Source organism: Clavibacter sp. VKM Ac-2872 (genome assembly GCF_015351105.1).
In the GTDB taxonomy this organism is placed as follows: Bacteria; Actinomycetota; Actinomycetes; order Actinomycetales; family Microbacteriaceae; genus Clavibacter.
In genome coordinates this window covers 358,151-378,729 of record NZ_JADKRR010000003.1, presented here as the reverse complement: position 1 = coordinate 378,729, position 20,579 = coordinate 358,151, and the positions used below count along the sequence as shown (strand labels likewise).

General features: G+C 72.3%; 22 protein-coding genes. 8 read left to right on the top strand and 14 right to left on the bottom strand.

The features are described 5' to 3' along the window. Window positions 1–198: 198 nt before the first annotated feature. The 4 genes from ITJ40_RS14610 to ITJ40_RS14595 all read right to left on the bottom strand — a co-directional run bounded on the left by ITJ40_RS14610 (window position 199) and on the right by ITJ40_RS14595 (window position 4,987). Complete coding sequence (locus tag ITJ40_RS14610; protein WP_194667759.1) at window positions 199–1,590, bottom strand: hypothetical protein; 1,392 nt, start codon at window positions 1,588–1,590, stop codon at window positions 199–201. Window positions 1,591–1,597: 7 nt separating this feature from the next. Then, window positions 1,598–2,500 carry a TIGR03943 family protein gene (locus tag ITJ40_RS14605; RefSeq protein ID WP_228512465.1) on the bottom strand — a complete coding sequence of 301 codons (903 nt, stop codon included), beginning with the start codon at window positions 2,498–2,500 and terminating at the stop codon, window positions 1,598–1,600. Continuing rightward, window positions 2,487–3,425 (bottom strand): permease, encoded by a 939-nt coding sequence (locus ITJ40_RS14600; RefSeq protein ID WP_228512596.1) that lies wholly within the window; start codon window positions 3,423–3,425, stop codon window positions 2,487–2,489. The genes ITJ40_RS14605 and ITJ40_RS14600 overlap by 14 nt, the downstream gene beginning before the upstream one ends. Before the next feature lie 482 nt (window positions 3,426–3,907). Further along, window positions 3,908–4,987, bottom strand: coding sequence for a hypothetical protein (locus ITJ40_RS14595; protein WP_194667758.1), 1,080 nt, complete (start codon window positions 4,985–4,987; stop codon window positions 3,908–3,910). Between the two features lie 128 nt (window positions 4,988–5,115). Between ITJ40_RS14595 and ITJ40_RS14590 the strand changes: the two genes are divergently transcribed. The 4 genes from ITJ40_RS14590 to ITJ40_RS14575 all read left to right on the top strand — a co-directional run bounded on the left by ITJ40_RS14590 (window position 5,116) and on the right by ITJ40_RS14575 (window position 7,752). Further along, window positions 5,116–5,298 (top strand): hypothetical protein, encoded by a 183-nt coding sequence (locus tag ITJ40_RS14590; protein WP_194667757.1) that lies wholly within the window; start codon window positions 5,116–5,118, stop codon window positions 5,296–5,298. Window positions 5,299–5,335: 37 nt separating this feature from the next. Next, window positions 5,336–5,815: a Dabb family protein gene (locus ITJ40_RS14585; protein WP_194667756.1), complete on the top strand. Its 480-nt coding sequence runs from the start codon at window positions 5,336–5,338 to the stop codon at window positions 5,813–5,815. A 40-nt stretch (window positions 5,816–5,855) separates the two neighbouring features. Further along, window positions 5,856–6,884: a type II CAAX prenyl endopeptidase Rce1 family protein gene (locus tag ITJ40_RS14580; RefSeq protein WP_194667755.1), complete on the top strand. Its 1,029-nt coding sequence runs from the start codon at window positions 5,856–5,858 to the stop codon at window positions 6,882–6,884. 79 nt (window positions 6,885–6,963) lie between these two features. Continuing rightward, entirely contained in the window at window positions 6,964–7,752 is a 789-nt protein-coding gene (locus tag ITJ40_RS14575; protein ID WP_194667754.1) for a glucose 1-dehydrogenase, read from the top strand. Between the two features lie 228 nt (window positions 7,753–7,980). Here ITJ40_RS14575 and ITJ40_RS14570 read toward each other — a convergent pair whose 3' ends face one another. The 10 genes from ITJ40_RS14570 to ITJ40_RS14525 form a co-directional block, all read right to left on the bottom strand. Further along, complete coding sequence (locus tag ITJ40_RS14570; RefSeq protein WP_194667753.1) at window positions 7,981–9,045, bottom strand: NAD-dependent epimerase/dehydratase family protein; 1,065 nt, start codon at window positions 9,043–9,045, stop codon at window positions 7,981–7,983. Next, window positions 9,042–9,971, bottom strand: coding sequence for an MTAP family purine nucleoside phosphorylase (locus ITJ40_RS14565; RefSeq protein WP_194667752.1), 930 nt, complete (start codon window positions 9,969–9,971; stop codon window positions 9,042–9,044). Before ITJ40_RS14565 ends, ITJ40_RS14570 begins: the two co-directional genes overlap by 4 nt. Window positions 9,972–10,065: 94 nt before the next feature. Continuing rightward, entirely contained in the window at window positions 10,066–10,839 is a 774-nt protein-coding gene (locus tag ITJ40_RS14560; RefSeq protein WP_194667751.1) for an isocitrate lyase/phosphoenolpyruvate mutase family protein, read from the bottom strand. 226 nt (window positions 10,840–11,065) lie between these two features. After that, window positions 11,066–12,208 (bottom strand): MFS transporter, encoded by a 1,143-nt coding sequence (locus tag ITJ40_RS14555; protein ID WP_194667750.1) that lies wholly within the window; start codon window positions 12,206–12,208, stop codon window positions 11,066–11,068. 153 nt (window positions 12,209–12,361) lie between these two features. After that, a complete protein-coding gene (locus ITJ40_RS14550; RefSeq protein WP_194667749.1) occupies window positions 12,362–13,798 on the bottom strand; it encodes a phosphodiester glycosidase family protein in 1,437 nt (478 codons plus the stop codon). Window positions 13,799–13,920: 122 nt separating this feature from the next. Beyond that, window positions 13,921–14,421, bottom strand: coding sequence for an NUDIX domain-containing protein (locus ITJ40_RS14545; protein ID WP_194667748.1), 501 nt, complete (start codon window positions 14,419–14,421; stop codon window positions 13,921–13,923). Next, window positions 14,418–15,407: a hypothetical protein gene (locus tag ITJ40_RS14540; protein ID WP_194667747.1), complete on the bottom strand. Its 990-nt coding sequence runs from the start codon at window positions 15,405–15,407 to the stop codon at window positions 14,418–14,420. Before ITJ40_RS14540 ends, ITJ40_RS14545 begins: the two co-directional genes overlap by 4 nt. Window positions 15,408–15,412: 5 nt before the next feature. After that, window positions 15,413–16,309: a class I SAM-dependent methyltransferase gene (locus ITJ40_RS14535; protein ID WP_194667746.1), complete on the bottom strand. Its 897-nt coding sequence runs from the start codon at window positions 16,307–16,309 to the stop codon at window positions 15,413–15,415. Between the two features lie 14 nt (window positions 16,310–16,323). Continuing rightward, entirely contained in the window at window positions 16,324–16,863 is a 540-nt protein-coding gene (dcd, locus tag ITJ40_RS14530; protein WP_194667745.1) for a dCTP deaminase, read from the bottom strand. Next, window positions 16,860–17,402, bottom strand: a complete 543-nt coding sequence (locus ITJ40_RS14525) for a deoxycytidine deaminase (RefSeq protein ID WP_194667744.1) — start codon at window positions 17,400–17,402, stop codon at window positions 16,860–16,862. Before ITJ40_RS14525 ends, dcd begins: the two co-directional genes overlap by 4 nt. Window positions 17,403–17,673: 271 nt before the next feature. Between ITJ40_RS14525 and glp the strand changes: the two genes are divergently transcribed. Genes glp through ITJ40_RS14505 form a run of 4 tightly spaced genes read left to right on the top strand, consistent with a single transcriptional unit; the run spans window position 17,674 to window position 20,441 of the window. Then, window positions 17,674–18,969 carry a gephyrin-like molybdotransferase Glp gene (gene glp, locus ITJ40_RS14520; RefSeq protein WP_194667743.1) on the top strand — a complete coding sequence of 432 codons (1,296 nt, stop codon included), beginning with the start codon at window positions 17,674–17,676 and terminating at the stop codon, window positions 18,967–18,969. Further along, complete coding sequence (gene moaC, locus ITJ40_RS14515) at window positions 18,962–19,462, top strand: cyclic pyranopterin monophosphate synthase MoaC (RefSeq protein ID WP_194667742.1); 501 nt, start codon at window positions 18,962–18,964, stop codon at window positions 19,460–19,462. The genes glp and moaC overlap by 8 nt, the downstream gene beginning before the upstream one ends. After that, complete coding sequence (locus ITJ40_RS14510) at window positions 19,459–20,013, top strand: molybdenum cofactor synthesis domain-containing protein (protein ID WP_194667741.1); 555 nt, start codon at window positions 19,459–19,461, stop codon at window positions 20,011–20,013. The genes moaC and ITJ40_RS14510 overlap by 4 nt, the downstream gene beginning before the upstream one ends. Beyond that, window positions 20,010–20,441 carry a molybdenum cofactor biosynthesis protein MoaE gene (locus ITJ40_RS14505; protein ID WP_012039001.1) on the top strand — a complete coding sequence of 144 codons (432 nt, stop codon included), beginning with the start codon at window positions 20,010–20,012 and terminating at the stop codon, window positions 20,439–20,441. Before ITJ40_RS14510 ends, ITJ40_RS14505 begins: the two co-directional genes overlap by 4 nt. The last annotated feature ends 138 nt before the right edge of the window (window positions 20,442–20,579 follow it).

The following is a 20,579-nucleotide window of genomic DNA, read 5'->3' as shown; positions in this document are numbered from 1 at the left end:
GCACCACCGCCGTCACCGACCAGCTCGTCGTCGGCATCGCCAAGATCACCGTCAACACCAAGTAGCACCCCACCCGGGCTCGACCCCGGGACAGCACCACCTGCGATCACAGCAGAACGCATCGACGGCCTCGTCTCCCCTCCGGGAGCCGGGGCCGTCGGCGCGTGCGGGGGCGATCCCGCTGCGGTCCGCGCGAGCTCAGCCGATCGTGACCTCGAAGCCCGCGACGCTGCGCGTCACCGTGCCGGTGGCGAGCTCGACGAGGAGCGTCGTCACGGTCGTGTCGCGGGGGTTCCGCGGGTAGTCGTCGCTGGCGCCGCGCGCCGGATCCGGGACCGTCTCCAGCACCGCGAAGCGGCCGTTGGGGGTGACGGAGAGGCCCGTGATGCGGGTGGCCGGGTCCGCGGGGACGTAGACGTCGCTCGCGCGGCCGTCGCGCACGACGACGAGGCGCTGCCGGGCGGTGCCCGTCGTGGGATCCAGCGCCGTGCGCACGCGGAGCACCGCGCCGTCGTCGCCGGGCACGAACGAGATCGCCCCGTCGTACTGCAGGTCGGCGCCGCCGGCCTCCGTGGGCAGCCTGGTCTGCTGGGCCGTGCGCAGGTCGATCTCCGTCGTGGAGCCGGGATCCGTCACCGCGAGCCGGGTGCCGTCCGCGGAGAACGGGCCGAGCGTGCCGTGACGGCCGAGGGGGACGATGGGGGACGAGCCGTCGATCGTCACGAGGTACAGGTCGCCGTCCTGGCCGTGCGCCACGAGCTGCGGGCGCCCGGGCACGAAGCCCCAGGCCTGCGCGCTGATCGGCTGGCCGTCGAGCCCGAGGACGGGCGTGGGCGCGGCGGCCGCCCCGACGTCGTCGACCATGAGGGTGTCGTCGAAGGGGCCGCCGTCCGCGCTCGTGAAGCGGAAGCCGATCGTGGTCCCGGTGTCCTCGGCGCGGAGGTCGCGGAGCGCGCCGCGGCCGGGGAGCGGCAGGTCGGCCTGGCCGGATCCGTCGAGCGCCGCGATGACGAGGCCGTTCGTGCCGTCGTCCTGGAGCGTCGCCACGATCAGGGACTGCCCCACGACGGCGTACTCCTGGATCTTCGTGGCCTGGAACACGACGTCGCTCGCGCCCTCGCCCGTCCCGGCGACGCTCTGCCGGAGGATCCGGTCGGGCTGCTGCTCGCCGCCGCGGACGAGCACGTACATGCCGGGGTCGCCCGTGCGGAACGCGGTGCGGAGGTCGGACGCCGGGCCGCCGCCGACGCCCTGGACGCCGTCGATCGACACGGTGTAGTCCGCGTCGTAGGCCAGCGGGCGGGTGAAGTCGATGATGACGCGGTCGGCCTGCGTGTCGACGGTGAAGTCGGCGCCGGGCTCCATCCGGATGCGCGACGCGTCGACGGGCTGGATCGGCCGGTTCGCGGCGAGCACGAGCCGCTGCCGGGACTGCTGCACGACGGCGAGCGGATCCACGTCGGTGCGCACGAGCCGCGGCCCCTGGCTGCCGGCGACCGCGAGCAGGCCGCCGCAGGCGAGCACGAGGACGAGGACCACGGAGGTGAACGCCCGGCGGAAGGCGCGCGGGGAGGCGGGGAGGTCGGTCACGGGCGGCTCAGTAGACGTAGGGGTCGGCGGGCTGGTCGACCGGCTCGACGCCCTGCGGCATCACGGCGAGCGGCTGGCGGCTCTTCGCGCTCGGGTTCGAGGCGAACGGGCCGGTGACGCGCACCCACTCGTCGGTCTGGAGCGTCGACTTCCAGTCGGGCTGGTAGACGGGCACGCCGACGGGCTGCGCGTCGACCGCGCAGCAGGTGACGACGAAGCGGGTCACGTAGAAGACGTCGTCGGGATCGTCGGGATCGGCGCTCACGAAGCCCGTGATGTCGACGGACTTCGAGGTGAAGAACGTCGGGTCCGTGGTCTGCGCGAGGAGCTGCGACCAGTCCTTGACGCCCAGCGTGGAGAAGTCGCTGGTGCCGAGGAGCTCCTGGTCGGGCGCGGCGTCGGAGGCGACCGTGCTCGAGTTGAGGGCGCGCTGCGTGACGGTGCTCTGGGTGAGCGTGCGCGGCGGGAGCACGAGGACGGCGACGACCGTGACCGTGACGACGGCGGCGACGGCGACGCGGGAGACGCGGGCGCGGAGGGTGCTCCGGGCGGCGGGGGACGGGGATCCGCCGCCGTCGTGGTCGTGGTCGTGGTCGTGCGCGTGGTCGTGGTCGTCGGCCGCCTCGGCCGGGCGGAGGGCGAACCCGGCGATGGTCGCGACGAGGCCGATGACCGCCATGATCCCCGTGAAGACGAAGTAGCGCGGGTGGATGTAGAGGCCGAGCTGGCCCGTGACGGTGAGCCACAGCGTCGAGACGATGCACGCGGCGAGGAGCACCAGGCCCACGGTGGAGGAGGCGCGGCCACCCGCGGCACGGCGGCCGCGGGCGCGGCGGAGGGCGCTCGTGGTCCGGGCGCGGGGTGCCCGAGCCTCGTGGTCGTCGAGCATCCGGTCGTCAGGCGATGGCATTGACACCCCATCCCAGCGCGAGGCTGATCAGCGCGACGACCGAGGTGATCATCACGAGCGTGCGGGTCGAGTACGTGGTGCGCATGAGCGCCAGCATCTTCACGTCGATGACCGGGCCGAAGACCAGGAAGGCGACGATGCCGCCGGGCAGGAACACGGATCCGAACGAGAGCACGAAGAACGCGTCCACGTTGGAGCAGACCGACACGACGAACGCCAGGAGCATGAGCGCGAGCACCGAGAGGATCGGGCTGCCGCCGAGCGTCACGAGCACCTCGCGCGGCACCGCGACCTGGATGAGGCCGGCCAGCAGGGATCCGATGACGAGCGCCGGCATGATCGTCGTCGCCTCGCGGCCGAACAGCGAGATCGACTTCCGGACGCGCGCGCCGCCGTGCGCGTGCGGGTCGGGCAGCGCGCACTCGGCGCGGAACTCGTCGGTGCGGAGGCGGTCGGGCTCGGGGTGCAGGCTGAACAGCCAGCCGACCACGTTCGCGATGAGGAAGCCGCCGACGAGGCGGGCCACGAGGATCCAGCCGTCCCAGCCGAAGGCCGCGTGCGTCGTGATGATGGTGATCGGGTTGAGGATCGGCGCGGCCAGCAGGAACGTGATCGACTCCGGCACCGTGAACCCGCGCACCACCAGGCCGCGGGCGAGCGGCACGTTGCCGCACTCGCAGACCGGCAGCGCCATGCCCAGGAACGAGATGCAGGCGCGGCGGGCGAACGGGTTGCGCGGCAGGCGGCGCTCGATGACGCCGGGCGGCACCCAGACCTGCACGACGATCGACAGCACGATGCCGAGGATCACGAACGGCAGCGACTCGACGATGACGCTCACGCTCAGGGTGACGAGGTCCTGGAGACGGTCGGGGAGGACGCCGTCGCCGAGCGCCGGTGAGGCGGCGCGCAGCGCGAGGAGCAGGAGGACGAGGGCGAGGCCCGTCGCGAGGCCCGTCCGGAGGCCCGCGGGGGTGGCGCGGGCCGGGCGCGGGGCGTCGTGGTCGTGCGGGTGGCGGGGGCCGTCGGGGACGCGGGTGGCGGTGGCGGTGGCCGTCGCCGGGGCGACCGCGGCGACCGCGGCGGAGGAGGCGTCGGCGGGCCGGCCATCGCGGGTCCGGCGTGCGCGGCGCGGGCGGGCGGGGCGGTCGAAGGGGGACGCGTCGTCGTCGTCGGGCTCCCAGGGGGTGCGCCGGTCCGTCATCGCGGACCGGTGGCCGCGGGCCGGGGTCCGAGGGGCGTGCGCACGGCCTCCACCCTAACCGCGCTGAGAAGCGTCCTCAGCAGCCCGGGCGGTGGGGCGGCGGAAGGGGGAGGCCGACGTGATGGTCGGGCCGCCCGCCGAGAGCGGCATCGGGTCGTCCCGCAGGCGCCGACGCAGGGCCTCGGCGGGGGAGGGCGGGGACGTCACCGGTACGCCGCCGGGAGTGCCGGGCACGCGTCGGCCAGCCGCTCGTCCATGGCGTCGGGGAACGGGGTCCAGGGACGCTCGGCGCGCACGCCGGCGATGAAGTCCTCGACGGCGGGGACGTCGCCCTCGTAGGGGCTGCCCTCCGCGGCGTAGCAGGGGATGAGGAAGGAGAGGTAGTAGTCGTGGATGTAGGCGAGGTCGGCGTCGGTGCGCCCGCCGGTGTCGCGCAGGGGGAAGCGGACCGAGCACGTGTAGACGGCGACCGGATCCGCGTCGGTGATCGTGTAGCCGGCCTGGCCCTCCATGTAGGCGGAGACGCCCGCGTCCCGCAGGCAGGCGACCTGCTGCTCGGCGTGGTCCTCCTCGTCGTCGATCACCCGCTCCGTCGCGACGTCGGGCCGCACCGCGTCGGGCTGCTGCTCGAGCACGAGGCCCCATTCCCGGTCGGCGCGGACCCGCAGTCCCTCGGCCAGCTCGGCGTCGGTCGGCGGGACCCGGACGGGCGGATCGGCCGTGAAGTCGGGGACGACGGATCCGCGTCGGCCGTCGGGCGTGCCCATCGCCTGCCCGCGCGGGGTGGCGGTCGAGGTCACGGCGGAGCCGACGTCCTCCGAGGTCGGCGGCGAGGTGGCGGTGCGGCCCGCGTCCAGGACGCCCGCGGCGGACGCGACGCCGAGGCCCGCGAGCACGATGGCGCCGGCGGCGATCGCGGCGAGCGGGCCCGGCCGGATGGCCCGGCGGCGCGCGGGCGCGGCGGGGGATCCGGCGTCCGTGTCGTCCTCGGCCGCCGTGGCCGGCGTGGCCGCGACCGCGGGCCGCTCGGCCGCCAGCAGCGCCGCGCCCTCGTCGACGAGCCGCGCCTCCTCCGCGAGCAGCGCGACGAGCGGGGCCGGCAGCACGGCGTCGTCGTAGCCGGTGCGCGCACGCAGGTCGGCGGGGACCTCGACGAGCGGCGCGGCGGATCCGTCGCGGCCGTATGCGGTGCGTCGCAGCTCCTCGAGACGGCGCGCGGCCTCGGGATCGTCGCGCAGGCGCCGGGCCAGCGCGGCGTCGGGGGCGTCGAGCGGGTCGATCATGCGGCCTCCTCGTCGTGGGCCCGGACGTCGTCGTCGGGGCGGCGACCGTGTCCCGCCAGGCTACGGCGGCGGATCGTCCCGGACGAGGCCCCGTCCGGGTCACGGCGGGCGCCCCGTACCCTGGGCGGGTGGCTACCACCTTCATCGCCTGGATCATGACCGTCGCCGGCGCCCTCGTGGCTCTCGACGCGCTGGTCACGGTGGTCGTCGCGCGCCGCGCCGGCCGCGGATCCGCTCGCCGCACGTGGATCCAGCTCGCCACCGGCGTCGCCGGCCTCGCGCTCGGCGTCCCGCTCCTCGTCACCTCCTGACCGCGCCGTCGCGGCCGGATCGGGCCAGGATCCGGACATGACCCGTGACGACCGCCCCGCCCTCACCGACGCCCAGCTCACCGCCCGCGACCACGTCCCCGGACTCGTGCACCACGTCGTGCTGTTCCGGCTCCGCGACGGCGCGACGCCCGCCGATCGCGACGAGGTGGAGCGGCGCTTCCGGGCGCTCGCGGATTCCCCGCACCCGGACGGATCCGGTCCCTACATCCGCTCGCTGCACGCCGGTCGGCAGTCGAGCCCCGAGGGCGTCGGCCGCGGATTCGAGCTCGGCTTCGTGCTGACCTTCTCGTCGGAGGGCGACCGCAACACCTACCTCGGCGCGCCGCTCGTCGCGGATCCGGCGCGCATCGACGCGCAGCACGCCGCGTTCACGGACTTCGTGGGGCCGCTGCTCGCGCCGGATCCTCACGGGGTGCTGGTGTTCGACTTCACGGAGCCGGAGGCGGGGGGCGCCGTCGGGGTCGCGCGTCGGGGACCCGGCGACCAGCATGGGTGAGGACGCCCGCCGCCCCCGATCCGCCGACGAGACGAGTCCCGTGCCCGCATCCGCCCGCCCCTCCGCCTCCACCCGCACCGCTCCCGGCGGTCGCGACGACCCGACGACCCGGGCGCCGGATCCGCGCCTCGACGCGCAGACGCGCCGCCCGCAGCCGTGGATCCGCGCCGTCGCGGTCGCGCTGCTCGCCTGGGTCGTGCTCGGGCTCGGCCTCGGCCTCGCCATCGGCATCGCGGACGCGGTGGTGCAGGCGACCGGTGCCGGCCTGCTCCTCGAGGTCGTGCTGCAGGCCGTCCTGATGGCCGCGCTCGTCGTGCCCGCCGTCGTCCTCCTGCGGCGGCGGCTCGACCGCAGGAGCCTCGCGAGCCTCGGCCTCTCGCGGCGGGTCGGGCGGCCGATCGCGCTGGGCGTCGGGGTGGGAGCGGTGACGGGCGCGGTCGTCTGGGTCCCGGCCGGCCTCCTCGGCTGGATCCGGGTCGACGGCGTCGACCTCGCCGCGTTCGCCGGCTTCCTCCTCCTCAACGGGCTCGTCCTCGCGCTCTACGAGGCGATCCCGGAGGAGCTCGCCCTCCGCGGGTACATGTGGACGAACCTCCGCGACGGTGCCGGCCTCGTCGTGGCCACGCTCCTCACCACCGCCCTCTTCCCGGCGATCGGCGTCGTCATCGAATCCGGCCGCTGGATCCTGCTGACCATCGCCGGATCGGACACCGGCGCGTTCACGCCGATCCCCGCCGGGAACGACGCGGTCGTGTACGTGCTCCAGCTCGCGTTGTTCGGCCTCGCGCTCGTCGCCGCGCGGCGGATCCCGATGGAGGGCGCCCTCCTCATCGGGATGGCGTTCCACTGGACGCAGCTCACGGTCACCCGCGTGGTGCTGGGCGGGATGGACTGGGCGTCGTCGGGCTGGGACGTCGTCTTCGTCGAGCCCGACGCGATCGCGCTGGTGCTCGCGCACATCGTGCTCGCGGGCATCGTCTTCGTCGCGGTGCGGTGGCGGCGGGAGCGGCAGGCGCCCACGCTGCGGGCAGCGCGCGGAGGCCGCGTCCAGGGACCCGACCTACGGTAGGTATGTCCATGCGATCGCATGGATCAGTGGCTCCGCCCATGAGACGCGGGCCGCCGTCCCCGACTCGTCAGGAGACCCCATGACCACCACCCGCTTCACCGACAAGGTCGTCCTCATCACCGGCGGAGGATCCGGCCTCGGCCGCGCCGCCGCCGTCCGCCTCGCCGCCGAGGGCGCCCGCCTCGCCCTCGTCGACATCTCCGAGCAGGGCCTCGCCGCGACCGACGAGGCCGTCCGCGCCGGCTCGCCCGACGCCGAGGTCCTCACCGTCATCGCCGACGTGTCCGAGGAGTCCGACGTCGACGCGTACGTGCAGCAGACCGTCGCGCGCTTCGGCCGCATCGACGGGTTCTTCAACAACGCCGGCATCGAGGGCCGCCAGAACCTCACCGAGGACTTCACGGCCGCGGAGTTCGACAAGGTCGTCGCGATCAACCTCCGCGGCGTGTTCCTCGGCCTCGAGAGGGTCCTCGCCGTCATGCGCGAGCAGGGGGCCGGCATGGTCGTGAACACCGCCAGCGTCGGCGGGATCCGCGGTGTCGGCAACCAGTCCGGCTACGCGGCCGCGAAGCACGGCGTCGTGGGCCTCACCCGCAACTCGGCCGTCGAGTACGGGCAGTTCGGCATCCGCGTCAACGCCATCGCGCCCGGTGCCATCTGGACCCCCATGGTCGAGGCGTCGATGAAGCAGATCAGCGCCGACGACCCGCGCGGCGCGGCCGAGGAGTTCATCCAGGGCAACCCGACCAAGCGCTACGGCGAGGCCGAGGAGATCTCGTCGGTCGTCGCGTTCCTGCTCTCGGACGACGCGGCGTACGTCAACGCGGCCGTGCTGCCGATCGACGGCGGGCAGTCCGCCAAGTACTGAGCGGCGCCGATCGCGCCGATCGCGCCGATCGCGTCGGCCGCGTCGGCCGCGTCGGCCGCGTCGGCCGCGTGGGCGGTCGGCGCGGTCACGGCTGTCGGCGCGCTCAGCCGAACGGCGCGGTGGGCACCTGGCAGGTCACCGGCTGGCCGGGCGCCGCGGTCGACGACGCGATTACCACCCGCGGGGAGCGGGCGGGACCGCGGCGGCGGTATCCGGGTCGTCGGCGCCTCAGACCACGGCGCTCCGCAGCGGCGCCGTCGCGAACTCGCGCATGCCCTCCTCGAAGGTCATCCGCGGCTCCCAGCCGAGCTCCGTGCGCAGCCGCTCCGACGACGCCGTGATGTGCCGCACGTCGCCGAGCCGGTACTCACCCGTGGTGACGGGCGCGGATCCGCCGGCCTCCCGGGCGAGCGCCTCGGCCATCTCGCCGATGGTGTGCACGGTGCCGCTGCCGACGTTGAAGGCCCGGAAGGATCCCGCCTCGCGGTCGGCGGTCCAGGCGAGCGCGGCGAGGTTGGCGCCCGCGACGTCGCGGACGTGCACGAAGTCGCGGCGCTGCCGGCCGTCCTCGAAGACGCGCGGCGCCTCGCCGCGCGCGAGCGCCGAGCGGAACAGCGAGGCGACGCCCGCGTAGGGCGTGTTCTGCGGCATGCCCGGCCCGTAGACGTTGTGGTACCGCAGCGCGGCCGCACGACCACCGGTGGCGCGGGTCCACGAGCTCGCGAGGTTCTCCTGCGCGAGCTTGGTGGTGGCGTACACGTTGCGCGGATCCAGCGGCACGTCCTCGCCGATGAGCGCGGGGACGAGCGGTTCGCCCGTCGCGCGGTCGAGGGGATCGAAGAGCCCCGCGTCGAGGTCGGCGACGCGGCGGGCGGGCGGGCGCACCGGGCCGTCGGCACCCCGGTAGGCGCCCTCGCCGTAGACGACCATGGAGCTCGCGAGCACGAGGCGGTCGATGCCCGCGCGCGTCATGGCGGCGAGGAGCACGGCCGTGCCGCCGTCGTTCGTCGTCACGTAGTCGGGGGCGTCGAGGAAGTCGACGCCGAGGCCGACCTTCGCGGCCTGGTGGCACACGACGTCGACACCGTCGAGGGCGCGGGCGACCTGGTCCGGATCCGTGACGTCGCCGTGCACGAGCTCCACGCGCGGGTCGATGTCCGGGGCGCCGCCGTGCACGTCGGCGCGCAGCGAGTCGAGGATCCGCACGCGACGCCCCTCCGCCAGCGCGGCCTGCACGATCGCGCCGCCGATGAAGCCCGCGCCGCCCGTGACGAGGAGGATCCCGTCGCTCACGAGCGCGCGCCCGACGTCTCGCCCGCGCCCGAGGTGGGCCGCGCGAGCACGGACGCGACCGCGTCCGGGTCGATGAGCGGCCGTCCGCGGTAGTCGTCGGGGATGGCGCGGACGACCGCCTCGATCGCCCGCACGATGCGCGGCTGGGCCTCTCGGAGGCGTGTGAAGACCAGGTCGGCGGTGACGGCGTCGCCCTGCTCGCCCGGCAGCGGCGCGAGGCCCGCGTCGGCGTCGGTCACGAACGACAGGTTCACCGTGCCGATGTTGAGCTCGGATGCCAGCACGACCTCCGGGTACTGCGTCATGTTGACGATGTGCGCGCCCGCCTGGCGGAACCAGAGCGACTCGGCGCGCGTCGAGAACCGCGGTCCCTGGATCACGACGACCGTGCCCGAGGTGCGCAGCGGCCCGGCGGGATCCGCCCGGTCGCCGCCCTCGAGCTCCACGAGCGCGGCGGCGGCGCGCGCGTGCAGCTCGGGGTCGAAGGGATCCGCGGCGGAGAGGTGCTGCACGACGCCCTGGTCGAAGAACGTGTCGGGGCGGCCCCAGGTGCGATCGAGCAGCTGGTCCGTGAGCACGAGCGATCCCGGCGGGTAGTCCGGCGAGACGCCGCCCACCGCGGACGACGACACGATGGCCGCGACCCCGAGCGAGGCGAGCGCCCACACGTTCGCCCGGTAGTCGATGAGGTGCGGCGCCACCGAGTGGTCCGCGCCGTGGCGGGTGAGGAACGCGACGCGGCGGCCGGCGAGCTCGCCGACCGTCACCTCGCTGGAGGTGGGCCCGAACGGCGTCTCGATGCGGTGCGACGTGCTGGTCGCGGGGTCGAGGAGGGCATAGAGGCCGGATCCGCCGATGACGCCGATGTCGGCGCGGGGGGCGGATGCGGGTGCGGAGACGTGCGTCGGTGCGGGGGTGTCGGTCACGGGAGCTCCTTCGGGGGCGGTGGCAGCAGTCAACCAGGGCTCGCCGGACCCGGGCTCCGCCTCGGCGGCCGAGCCCGGGATCCGGTGGACCGCATCAGTTGAGAGGCCGCGTCCCCTCGGGCAGCGCGCCGCCCGCGTAGAGGTCCGTGGCGGTGTCCTGCAGGGCGGTGAGCGCGACGCGCTGGGTCCACGGGCCGTAGGAGATGCGGCCGACGCCGAGCTCCTCGAAGCGCGCGGGGGAGAGGGATCCGGGGATGCCGATGACGGTGAGGCGCTGCGGGCCGACGGCCTCGACGAGGGTGCGCACCTCGTCCTCGGTGAGCGGGCCGGGCACGAAGACGCTCGTGGCGCCCGCGGCCATGTAGGCGCGCGTGCGCTCGACGGCGTCCGCCAGGATGTCGGAGCGATCGCGGTCGCCGCCGAGCACGTACGCGTCGGTGCGCGCGTTCAGCGCGAACGGCACGCCCTCGGCCTGCGCGGCGGCGACGGCCGCCTCGACCGCGCGGATCGAGTCGTCGAGGGGGCGCATGCCGTCCTCCAGGTTCGCGCCGACGACGCCCACGCCGATGGCGCGGCGCACGGTCTCGCCCGGGTTCCCGTAGCCCGACTCGAGGTCGGCGGAGACGGGCTGCTCGACGGCCGCGACGATGCGGCCGATCATGTCGAGGTGGAGGTCGAGCGGGATCCTCTCGCCGTCCTCGTAGCCGAAGGTGGCGGCGATGGAGTGGCTCGCGGTGGCGAGAGCCTTCGTCTCGGGGAGCGAGCCGATGGCGGCGGCCGTGATGGCGTCCCACACGTTCACCACCCTCAGGAGCTCGGGTGCGGTGTGGAGGTCGACGAGGGTCTGCCCGCGGGCGGCGATGGTCATGTTCTGACCCTAGGACGGCTGGGCGCCACGGGGCGGGGGCGGGTTCGGGAGGCGGACACGGCGCCGCCGACGCGGCCTGGGGAGGAGCGGGTCCGGATCAGCGCGGGCGGTCCGCCGCGGATCGCACGGTCGCGACGACGAGGCCCGCACCCGCCGTGAGGAGCGCGAGGGCGGCGACGAGCAGCAGGAGGCCGAGGTCGGCCCGATCCGATCTTGCCGTGCGAGGTCACGGCGGTGACCCGCTGCGCTGCGATGCTCCCGACTCTTCCGGGTCGCGTCGCTTGCTGGCGATGGACATGGACACAAGACAGGCGATGGCGGACGCGAGGAAGACGACGGCGAAGACGAACAGCGACGAGTCGAAGTCCGGTCGTGAAAGCGCGGTGACGATGCCGAGCATGGCCCCGCATTGGACGGCGACCGTGTAGAGGCTCGTGCCTCCCGTCGACGTTTCCGGCAGGAGGCGCTGGAGGAATGTCAGGCCGAGACTCTGGTACCCAGCCCCGAAGGCGGCGTACAAGATCTGCGAGCCGACGAGGACGATGACGTCGTCGTCTCCGAGCGCGATCGAGAGGAAGCTCGCCGCTCCGCAGCAGTTGACCAGGACGAGGATCGGGACCACTCCCATGCGGCGCGCCGATGATGCGAGGAGGGGGAGGAGAGAGATCTCGATCACGGAGGCGGTCATGAGCAGCACCGCGCTCAGCCAAGGCGGGTGACCTCCGTGGAGAAGATGGAGGGGGAGGTAGTTCGCCCTGATGCTGTCCGCGGCGCGCATGAAGAAGATGGATCCGAATGCCGCCACGAGCCCAGCCGCCGGTACCTCTCTCGTACCGGCAGGACGTACCCGCCGTGTCTGTGCGACCGCCTCCGCCCCACCGCGACCGGATGCGGAGGAGGCGGCGAAGGAGGAGGCCTGAGCCATGGCGGCGATGATCAGGATCCCGGACGCCGTGACACCAGCGGAGGACAAAGCACCGGCCGAGCCCAGCCCGGCGAGGTACCCCACGATGAACACCTGTCGCGCACGTCCAGACGCGCGGGGGTCCGCGCGCGGAAGGGAGCTGACGGACAACGAGAAGACCACCGAGGAAGCGCCTATGAGCGGTGCCGCGAGCAGTGGGGGGACGGGGAAGGTGAGCAGCGCCGCTCCGAGGGACGCAGAGCCGGAGCCAACGAGCAGGGCGACCTTCGCGGTGCCGATCTGATGCCGACGCGCGAGGATCACGGCATTGGCGATGATGGCCGTCAGGACGACGGTGATGTTGAACGTCACGATGGTCGTGGTCGGGGTGGCCTCCGAAGCGAAGGCGGTGGGGATGGCGACCGATGTCTGCCCGATGTAGGCAGCGTTGAGAGCGATCGCCATCACGGGGGCTCTGGTGCCGCTTCGCCGGGTCGAGACGGACATCACACCTCTCCGAGGCGCAGCCGGGGCGTCGCATGATCTCGGATCCGAGGCGGCACGTCACGACGGCTGTGCGGCTCGACGACGAGGCGCACCCGCACGCCGGGATCCGCGTCACCCAAGGTCGGCGTGCTCCGCCGTCCAGGCGGACGGCACGACGCGCTCGGCGGGCACCCCGGGGACGTCGTTGCGGTCCGACGGCCGGATCAGTGGCAGGCCCTCGAAGAAGAGCGCCGCCGCGCCGCCGCCGTCGAGGGCTGCCGCGTGGTGACACCCTGCCGACAGGATCTCAGCGGTCAACGAATGGACGTCCACACCGAGCACATCCTGCCCGGGGATGACGCTTCGCGGCTCGCAGCCCTCCGCAGCCACGACGACCACATCACCGTTCTCCTTCACGCCGATCGCGATCCTCGCCCGGAGGTCGTCCGTCTGCCGGTAGGAGGTGAGCGCGATCGGGGGTATGCCGTCGTCGACGCCCTCGATGCGCGGAACGTACTCCTCGCCCATGTCTGCGAGGAGCGCGGCGGGATCGCATGGTCGACCGTGGCGGAGGAGCCGGGGGCCGACCTGGGCGGCGGAGCGCACTGTCCCGGCGAATTCCCTCAGCCGGAGCGTCACGCGGATTCCGCCGCCGTCCGAGGCCGCGTCACGGGCATCTCTCGTCGCGGCGGATCGCGGCAAGGAGATCACGAACCCGTTCTGGGGGATGAAGGATCCTCCGCCCCTGTTGACAGCCGCGACCTCATCTCGGACGATGACGAACTCATCCCGGCCGGCAGCGAGCGGAGTCCGCGTGCTGGTTCGACCGGATCTCGCGAGGGCGTGCAACCGGTTGTAGAAGACCGCATCATGCTGTGAATCATCTCGGGCAAGCCGCTCCCGGCAGCTGGAGACCCGGAGGCCGGTGGAGAACTCGACGTCGATGTCGGACAGGGAGACGCTGCGGATGTGCACAGCTCGGCGTGCTCCTTCGTCGCTGACGATGACGGCGGATCGACGGTAGACGGGGGCGGAGTCGATCGCCCCCTCCACCGCGCTCAGGCCGATGGGCTCGCCGGCCGCGGCGAACCCGTCGGAGAACTCCTCGTCGAGCCAGACGTAGTACCCGCTGTTCCACGCCGCCCCGGCTGCTCCTCTAGCTGCCTCGGATAGCAGCCCGCAGGCCGGGTCGAACGGCACCGACAACTGGACCCGGCGCGGGGACCCCCCTGTCGGATTGCGGAAGTCGCTGCGCCCTCCTGGAGCCGTGACGATCTCGCCGCGGGCCGTGAGCTCGGACAGCACCCGCCTTTCGCTATCGGACGCGTCGCCGACTATCTCCGGGTACGGCGCCGCGACCACAAGCGCTTGCCGCGCCACGAGATCCCTCATGACGATGGCCTCTGCCAGCGTCGCGGAGGTGATCTCGAGGAGCGGATCGCACGAGATGTCCGCGCGGGGGTACGTGGCGCGGAGCGAACGACCACGACGGCTGGCGTGGACCGTGACCGGGCGAAGCGCAGGAGCCTGGCGCCCGAACTGCGAGAGCTCCGCCGCGAGTGTTGCCATCGCTCGGCGCGGATCCGCGCCCGCCGCTGCGACCCTTCGGTGGACGAGACCGGATAGCCGGTCCGCGCTCAGCGTCACCTTGTGAAATCGCGGTGGCGGGGGAGCTGCTTCGTACGCCGTCGTCATCGAGCTGCGGTCTCGCGGAGCCAGGAGGCGAGAGCGGCGAAGGTCAAGGGCGTGAACGATGCGGAATCGTGCTTCATGCGCTGGGCCACCTCCTCGACAGCCATCCACTGAGCGTCCCTGCTGCCGTCACCCCGTGCCAGGGGTGAACCCTCCCCGTCGGCGTGCAGCACGAGGATCGCGGAAGGGTAGGGGCCGCGGACCATCTGGACGACGGAGGCGCCGCTCAACGCGATGACGCTCTGGTCGTTGAGGTCGCTCTCTGACTCCGGCTCGACGATGCGGGTGAGCTCGATGCCGCTCTCCTCCAGCACCTCTCTCCTGAGGCACTCGTGGGCGCTCTCCCACGCCCGCCATTTCCCACCCGGCAACTCCCATCTGCCACTGTTGAGGGGGTCGGATACCGGTTTCCACCGTCTCTGGATGAGCACTGCTTTGACACCGTCTCTCGTGGACGAGACGATTCCGTACACATTCGGCAGCACGAGCTCCTCGGTCACGACGGTCCCGCTCCCATGCTCCCGGTCCCCCACTTCGTGCCCCTGTACTTCCAGGGGAGCAGCTCCCGGGAAGTCGAGAACCGGAATGACGTCGTGCTGTCGCCGCTCACGGCCACGAGGGCATCAGGCGCCCAATCGGCGATGAGCTCGCGACAGATGCCGCACGGGGGTACGACGCGTGTGGCACCCCGCTCCTCGGGCCTGGGGTGACGCACGGTCATGATCATTTGCACCGGACCTCGCCTTGCCGCGAGCACTCCGCTGAGCGCCGCCGCCTCCGCGCAGACCGAAGCGCGACCGATGATGGTCTCGACGTGCAGGCCGTCGAAGAGCTCACCCTCTGCCGTGAGCACCGTCGTCGCGATCTGATGACGCGACGCCGCGTATCGAGAAGCCAGGAATCGGCTGGCACGATCGAACAGCATGCTCGCCGTGCGGTGGTGATTGTGACGAGGCCCCACATCCGGGAGCCGCTCCACGACTTCGCGTACCCGTTCGGCCAGAGAGCTGATGTCCGCGTCGTTCGCGATGACCTCATCGGGTGTGATCGTCCCTGCCTCAGTCATGTGGTCATCGTCACCCGCGCGTACATCGCCCCTTCCCGCCTTCCGGACCAATCGGAGATGTTCGGGCGCCTGGATGAGCACGATGGAGAATCCGAGTCGGCGGAGATCTGCGACATCGACGGGGCGTGCGTCGTCGCAGACGATCATGTCGGCTCCCCGGTCCTGGGCGAAAGCCACTCGCTCCTCGAAATCATTGATCAGTGAATCCGGTCGGACCGATCGGAAGTGCTGACCGAGGAAGTTGAGGAGCTGTCCGTCCTGTTGTCCATCTCGCAGCGGCGCGCCGAGCCGTTCGTAGAAGGCTCGTTGCACAGCGTAGAGGGGCGCGGCCAGCGAGACCCTCGCGGCCCCGGGCCACGTGTCGATGATGGCCTTCGTGCTCGTGCTCTTACCCGCGCCGGGGCGGCCGACGAATGCCACCTGTCTCATCGATGCCCCGCAGTGCAGGAGAACACCGTGTTCTCCTTGTTCACGATGAAGGCGCCCTCCTCGTCTATCCGCTTCTGGACGGCCACCCCGACGCGATCGGCGAGCTGTTCCCAGAACGAATCCGGCACGCGGCCCTCGAGGAGCGGGTGGGCTCCACAGAACCGATGCCCTCCGGCGTAGAACTCGAGGAAGGGCTCGACCTCGGTGAATACGAGTGCGTCGGAATACGGCAGGTCGGTCACCGCGGAGAAATGCTGCGACAGCATCTCGTTCCCGTTGTGGGTCGAGAGGGAGCCCCTGCGCCCCTGAGGCAACCCATCCACATCGGCCTCTGAGATGCCGAGGTCACGGAGGGCCTCCAGATGGATGAGGTACATCTCCTCCATCGAACCGAGTCCTTCAACCGTCACGATGCATCGTCCCCCTGGCTTCGTCATGGTGCGGAGAGTCGAGCAAAAGGACTGGGGATCGCTGATGTAGTGGAACACGTAGTTCGCCATGACGATGTCGAAGCGATCGTCGATCAGCGTCGGCAGCTCGCGGCCATCTCCCTCGATCCACGTGATGGGGCACCACTGGAAGTTCACGTTCTCCTTGGCCGCCGCGAGCATGCCGGCAGAGATGTCTATAGCTGTGATCTGTCCGCCGGCCCGCATCCTGCTGGCGACATCGCGGAGGATGAATCCGTTGCCGCATCCGACGTCCAGGACGGCCTCCGTGCCGTCGAGTGCGATCGCATCGACGATGTGCTGCATCAGTGTCAGGGGGTTGCGTCGATGACGGTTGTGGGTGAGCTGCTGGATGGCCAGCGGCGTGGCATCACCGAAGTGCGAGTTCACGTACTCCTCTCCCAAGAGCGTCATGTAGTACGCGCTCCGCTGGTCCTTCGTCATGTTCGCTTGCCGGTTCATGGCGTCTCGCCTTTCGCTTCGAGGTGGCGGGCGGACATGCGAGATGCCACGGGCCCGGTGCTGTGCTGGTATTTGCCGTCGTACAAGCCGATTTCGCCCTTCGGGACCCAGAAGGTGATCTGGGCCACGAGCATGCCGGGGTATACCCGGAGTGGTTGGACCGCGTGGAGCTGGAGTGTCAGCTGTCCGTGCCAGCCGATGTCGACGAGGTCCGCGGTGACGTGGATGAAAAGCCCCAGACGCGCGACGGATGACTTCGCGCGCACGATCGGGACGAAGTGATCGCTGCCGAATACCTCGACCGTGTGGCCTAGCACGATCTTCCCCGGCTCGATGACCTCGCCTCCGGGCCCCATCTCGTGGAACGCCATGGCATTCTCAACCGATGCGTCGAGGATGGCCTCCTTGTATCTCCCCACGGTCGTCCCCATGGTGAGGTCGTAGCTGTTCGGATTGAGCTGCTGGGGGTTGAAGGGGTTCATCTCTATGCGCCCCGAGCGCCTCTGCCGGCGGATCTCCTCGCCTGTGAGGATCACGATCCGTTGCCCGCCGCGGAAGAGGAGAACATCGCCTCGGGAATAGACTGATGAGGGTCGTCGTGCCTGCCCATCAAGCCGTCGTAGAGATGTATGTCACCCATGGGTTCCCAGAACGAGATCTGTCCGCATTCCATCCCCGGGTACAGTCGGATGGGTTGGGTGACGACTATTTCCAGCGTCCATTTGTGGATCGCGCCGAGGTTCCCCAGATCAGCGGAGACCTGGAGGAAGACGCCCAGGCGACCCAGAGATGACCTGCCTATGAGAGAAGGCACGTAGAAATTGCTTCCCATCGTCTCTACGGTTCCCGCGAGGTAGCCGGTGTCGGGTATGAAAAGCATTCCCGCTTCGGGCAGCGTCTGCTCGTCCCAATCATTCCCCAAGGAGGAGTCCAGGGATTCGGCGGACGTCGTCTTGACCACCGGGCCGAGGTGGTAGTTCACGCTGTTCGGATTCACGTCACGCGGATCGAACGGGTCGAAGTGGATCCTCTTCAAGCGGATCTGGCGCTGGATCTCGCCTCCGGTGAGTATCATCCCGGCTTCCTCCTGAGTACGTCGCTGTGCCCTTCGCTTACGGTATGTGCGGCTCGGCGAGAGTGTCAAGAGAAAAAGCGCGATAAAAAGGCGGATAAATCCGTAGCGCGGGGAAACGAAATTTCGACAACAGTGCAAATAGATACGCGACGACGAGCGGGCGGCGCTTCTGAACCGGGGATGGAGCGGACCGAGTCGGGGACGGCTGGGAGGCGAGCCGCGAGGCCCATCGCGACCGGCGTGGGGCAATCGATTCGGGGATGATGGAGGCATGCCCCCCGCCCACCCCGCCGGCCGCCGACGACGCACGGTCGACGAGCACCGCGCGGCCGTGTCCGCGCTCCTCGCCCCGTTCGCTGACCTGCCCGCGGAGGAGCTGCCCGTCGCCGCGGACGCCGTGAGCGCGGATCCGCACCGGTACGCCGACCGCGTGCTCGCGCGCGACGTCGTGAGCCCCATCGACCTGCCGCCGTTCCGCAACTCGCAGATGGACGGCTACGCGGTGCGCGCGGCCGACCTCGCGGGCGCGAGCGACGCGGTTCCGGCCGTCCTGCGCATCGCCGCGCGGATCCCCGCGGGCGTCGCCCCCGCGCCGCTCGCGCCCGGCACCGCCGCGCCATGCATGACGGGCGCGCCCGTCCCGCCGGGCGCCGACGCCATCGTGCCCATCGAGGCCGCGACGCCGGACCGCTTCGTCGACGAGTCCGTCACGGACGCGACCGTCTCCTTCGCCGCCCCCGTGGATCCGGGCGCCTTCGTCCGCGCGCGGGGCAGCGACGTCGCCGCGGGCGCCGTGCTCGTCGCGGCGGGCACGCGCCTCCTCCCGGCGCACTGGGGCGTCCTCGCCTCGGCCGGCGTCGCGACCGTCGCCGTGCGCCGCCGGCCCGTCGTGCTCCTCCTCTCCACGGGTCTCGAGCTGCGCGGGCCCGGCGAGGAGCTCGCGCCCGGGCAGATCCACGACGCCAACTCCGTCGCGCTCGCCGCCGCGGTCACGGCCGCCGGGGCGGAGGTCCGCACGCTGCGGGTCGCGTCCGACGATGCCGACCGGGTGCGCGACGCGCTCCGCGACACGTCCGTCGGGGCCGACCTCCTCCTCACCACGGGCGGCGTGAGCGCCGGCGCGTACGAGGTCGTCCGAGACGTCCTGGAGGGCGGCGGCGTCGAGTTCGTCTCCGTCGCCGTGCAGCCGGGCGGGCCGCAGGGGCTCGGGACGGCGGAGGTCGGCGGCGCGCGGATCCCCGTGGTCGCCTTCCCCGGCAACCCCGTGAGCGCGCTCGTCTCGTTCGAGCTCTTCCTGCGTCCGGTGCTCCGCGCCCTCGCCGGGCACCCGCGCCCGGAGCGCCCGTCGCGCGAGCGCCCGCTCGCCGAACCGCTCGACTCGCCCGCCGGCAAGCACCAGGTGCGGCGCGGGCGCCTCGACGCGGACGGGCGGGTCGTCGCGGTGGGCGGACCCGGATCCCACCTCCTGCACGCGTACGCGACCGCCACCCACCTCGTCCACATCCCCGCAGGTCTCGACCGGCTCGAGGCCGGCGACCCCGTCACCGTCTGGAGCATCGATGACTGATCCCGCCACGGCCCCCGACGCCGCGCCGTCCCTCACCCACCTGCGGCAGGACGGATCCGCCCACATGGTCGACGTCACCGACAAGGCCACGACCAGGCGCCGCGCGGTCGCGCAGGCCGTGCTCGTGACCCGGCCGGAGGTGGTGGACGCCGTGATCTCGGGCGACCTCCCCAAGGGCGAGGCCGTCGGCACGGCGCGCATCGCGGGGATCATGGCGGCGAAGCAGACGTCGAGCCTCATCCCGCTGTGCCACCCGCTGCCGATCGGGCGCATCGAGATCGACATCACGGGCGACGACGACCGGCTCACGGTGGTCGCGTCGGTCAGCACCACGGGCGTCACGGGCGTCGAGATGGAGGCGCTCACCGCGGCCTCGGTCGCGGCGCTCACGCTCTACGACATGGTCAAGGCCGTCGACGCGCGCGCCGTCATCACCGACGTGCTCGTGCGCGAGAAGCAGGGCGGCAAGTCCGGCGACTGGGTCCGGCCGTGAGCGCAGCGGATCCCCGTGGCCGCGCCGTCGTGATCGTCGCCTCCACGCGCGCCGCGGCGGGGGACTACGAGGACCGCACGGGTCCCGTCATCGCCGCCTGGCTCGCCGAGCGCGGGTTCGAGGTCGGGGCGCCGGTCGTCCGCGCGGACGGACCTGGGGTCGCCGCGGCGCTCGCCGAGGCGGTCGCGGGCGACGCGCGCGTGATCCTCACCACGGGCGGCACGGGCATCACCCCCACCGACCGCACGCCCGAGGCGACCCTGCCGCTGCTCGACCTCGAGATCCCCGGGATCATGGAGGAGGCTCGCCGCATCGGCGTCGCGCACACGCCCACGGCCGTGCTCACGCGCGGGCACGCGGGCCTCGCGGGCGGCGCGTTCGTCATGAACCTGCCGGGCTCGCCGGGCGGCGTCCGCGACGGCCTCGGCCTCCTCGACCGGATCCTCGACCACGTGCTCGAGCAGGCGCGCGGCGCGGTCCACCCCGCCACGGACCCGGCCGCCGACACCGCCGACACGGCTCCCGCGGCCGACGCCGGAGCCGGCTCGTGACCGCCGACCGCGTGCTCTTCGCGCGCATCGCGGGCGGCGCGATCCGCGTGGAGGACTGCGCCGACGCCGTGCGCGCCGACGACGCGGGCGCGGTCGTCACCTTCGAGGGCGTCGTGCGCGACCACGACGACGGCCGCGGCGTCCTCTGGCTCGACTACTCCGCGCATCCGGCCGCCCGTCAGGCGATCCGGCAGGTCGCGCTCGACGTCTCCGCGCGTTACCCCGAGGTGCGGATCGCCGTCGAGCACCGCATCGGCCGCCTCGGCATCGGCGACGTCGCGCTCACCTGCGCCGTCTCCTCCGCGCACCGCGCGGACGCGTTCGCCGCGTGCGGTCTCCTGGTGGACGAGGTGAAGCAGCGCGTCCCGATCTGGAAGCAGCAGGCCTTCGACGACGGCACGAGCGAGTGGGTGGCCTCGCTCGGCTGACTTGCTCGGGTCGAGCGCTTCATATTCTCCGCCCTGTGGACTGTGTCGACGGGCTTCGATCACGAGTTCTAAGTTCAGCCTCGAGGGCTCAGTCGATCCTGGAATTCCGACCGGAGCCCACGTCACGCGAGGCATATC

Excerpts from the sequence above, each read along its gene's own strand:
- ITJ40_RS14595 (WP_194667758.1), bottom strand. The coding sequence starts at position 4,987 with ATGATCGACCCGCTCGACGCCCCCGACGCCGCGCTGGCCCGGCGCCTG.
- moaC (WP_194667742.1), top strand. The coding sequence starts at position 18,962 with ATGACTGATCCCGCCACGGCCCCCGACGCCGCGCCGTCCCTCACCCAC.
- ITJ40_RS14560 (WP_194667751.1), bottom strand. The coding sequence starts at position 10,839 with ATGACCATCGCCGCCCGCGGGCAGACCCTCGTCGACCTCCACACCGCA.
- ITJ40_RS14535 (WP_194667746.1), bottom strand. The coding sequence starts at position 16,309 with ATGACGAAGGACCAGCGGAGCGCGTACTACATGACGCTCTTGGGAGAG.
- ITJ40_RS14585 (WP_194667756.1), top strand. The coding sequence starts at position 5,336 with ATGACCCGTGACGACCGCCCCGCCCTCACCGACGCCCAGCTCACCGCC.
- ITJ40_RS14575 (WP_194667754.1), top strand. The coding sequence starts at position 6,964 with ATGACCACCACCCGCTTCACCGACAAGGTCGTCCTCATCACCGGCGGA.
- glp (WP_194667743.1), top strand. The coding sequence starts at position 17,674 with ATGCCCCCCGCCCACCCCGCCGGCCGCCGACGACGCACGGTCGACGAG.
- ITJ40_RS14550 (WP_194667749.1), bottom strand. The coding sequence starts at position 13,798 with ATGGCAACACTCGCGGCGGAGCTCTCGCAGTTCGGGCGCCAGGCTCCT.
- ITJ40_RS14555 (WP_194667750.1), bottom strand. The coding sequence starts at position 12,208 with ATGGCGATCGCTCTCAACGCTGCCTACATCGGGCAGACATCGGTCGCC.
- ITJ40_RS14605 (WP_228512465.1), bottom strand. The coding sequence starts at position 2,500 with ATGCCATCGCCTGACGACCGGATGCTCGACGACCACGAGGCTCGGGCA.
- ITJ40_RS14525 (WP_194667744.1), bottom strand. The coding sequence starts at position 17,402 with ATGATACTCACCGGAGGCGAGATCCAGCGCCAGATCCGCTTGAAGAGG.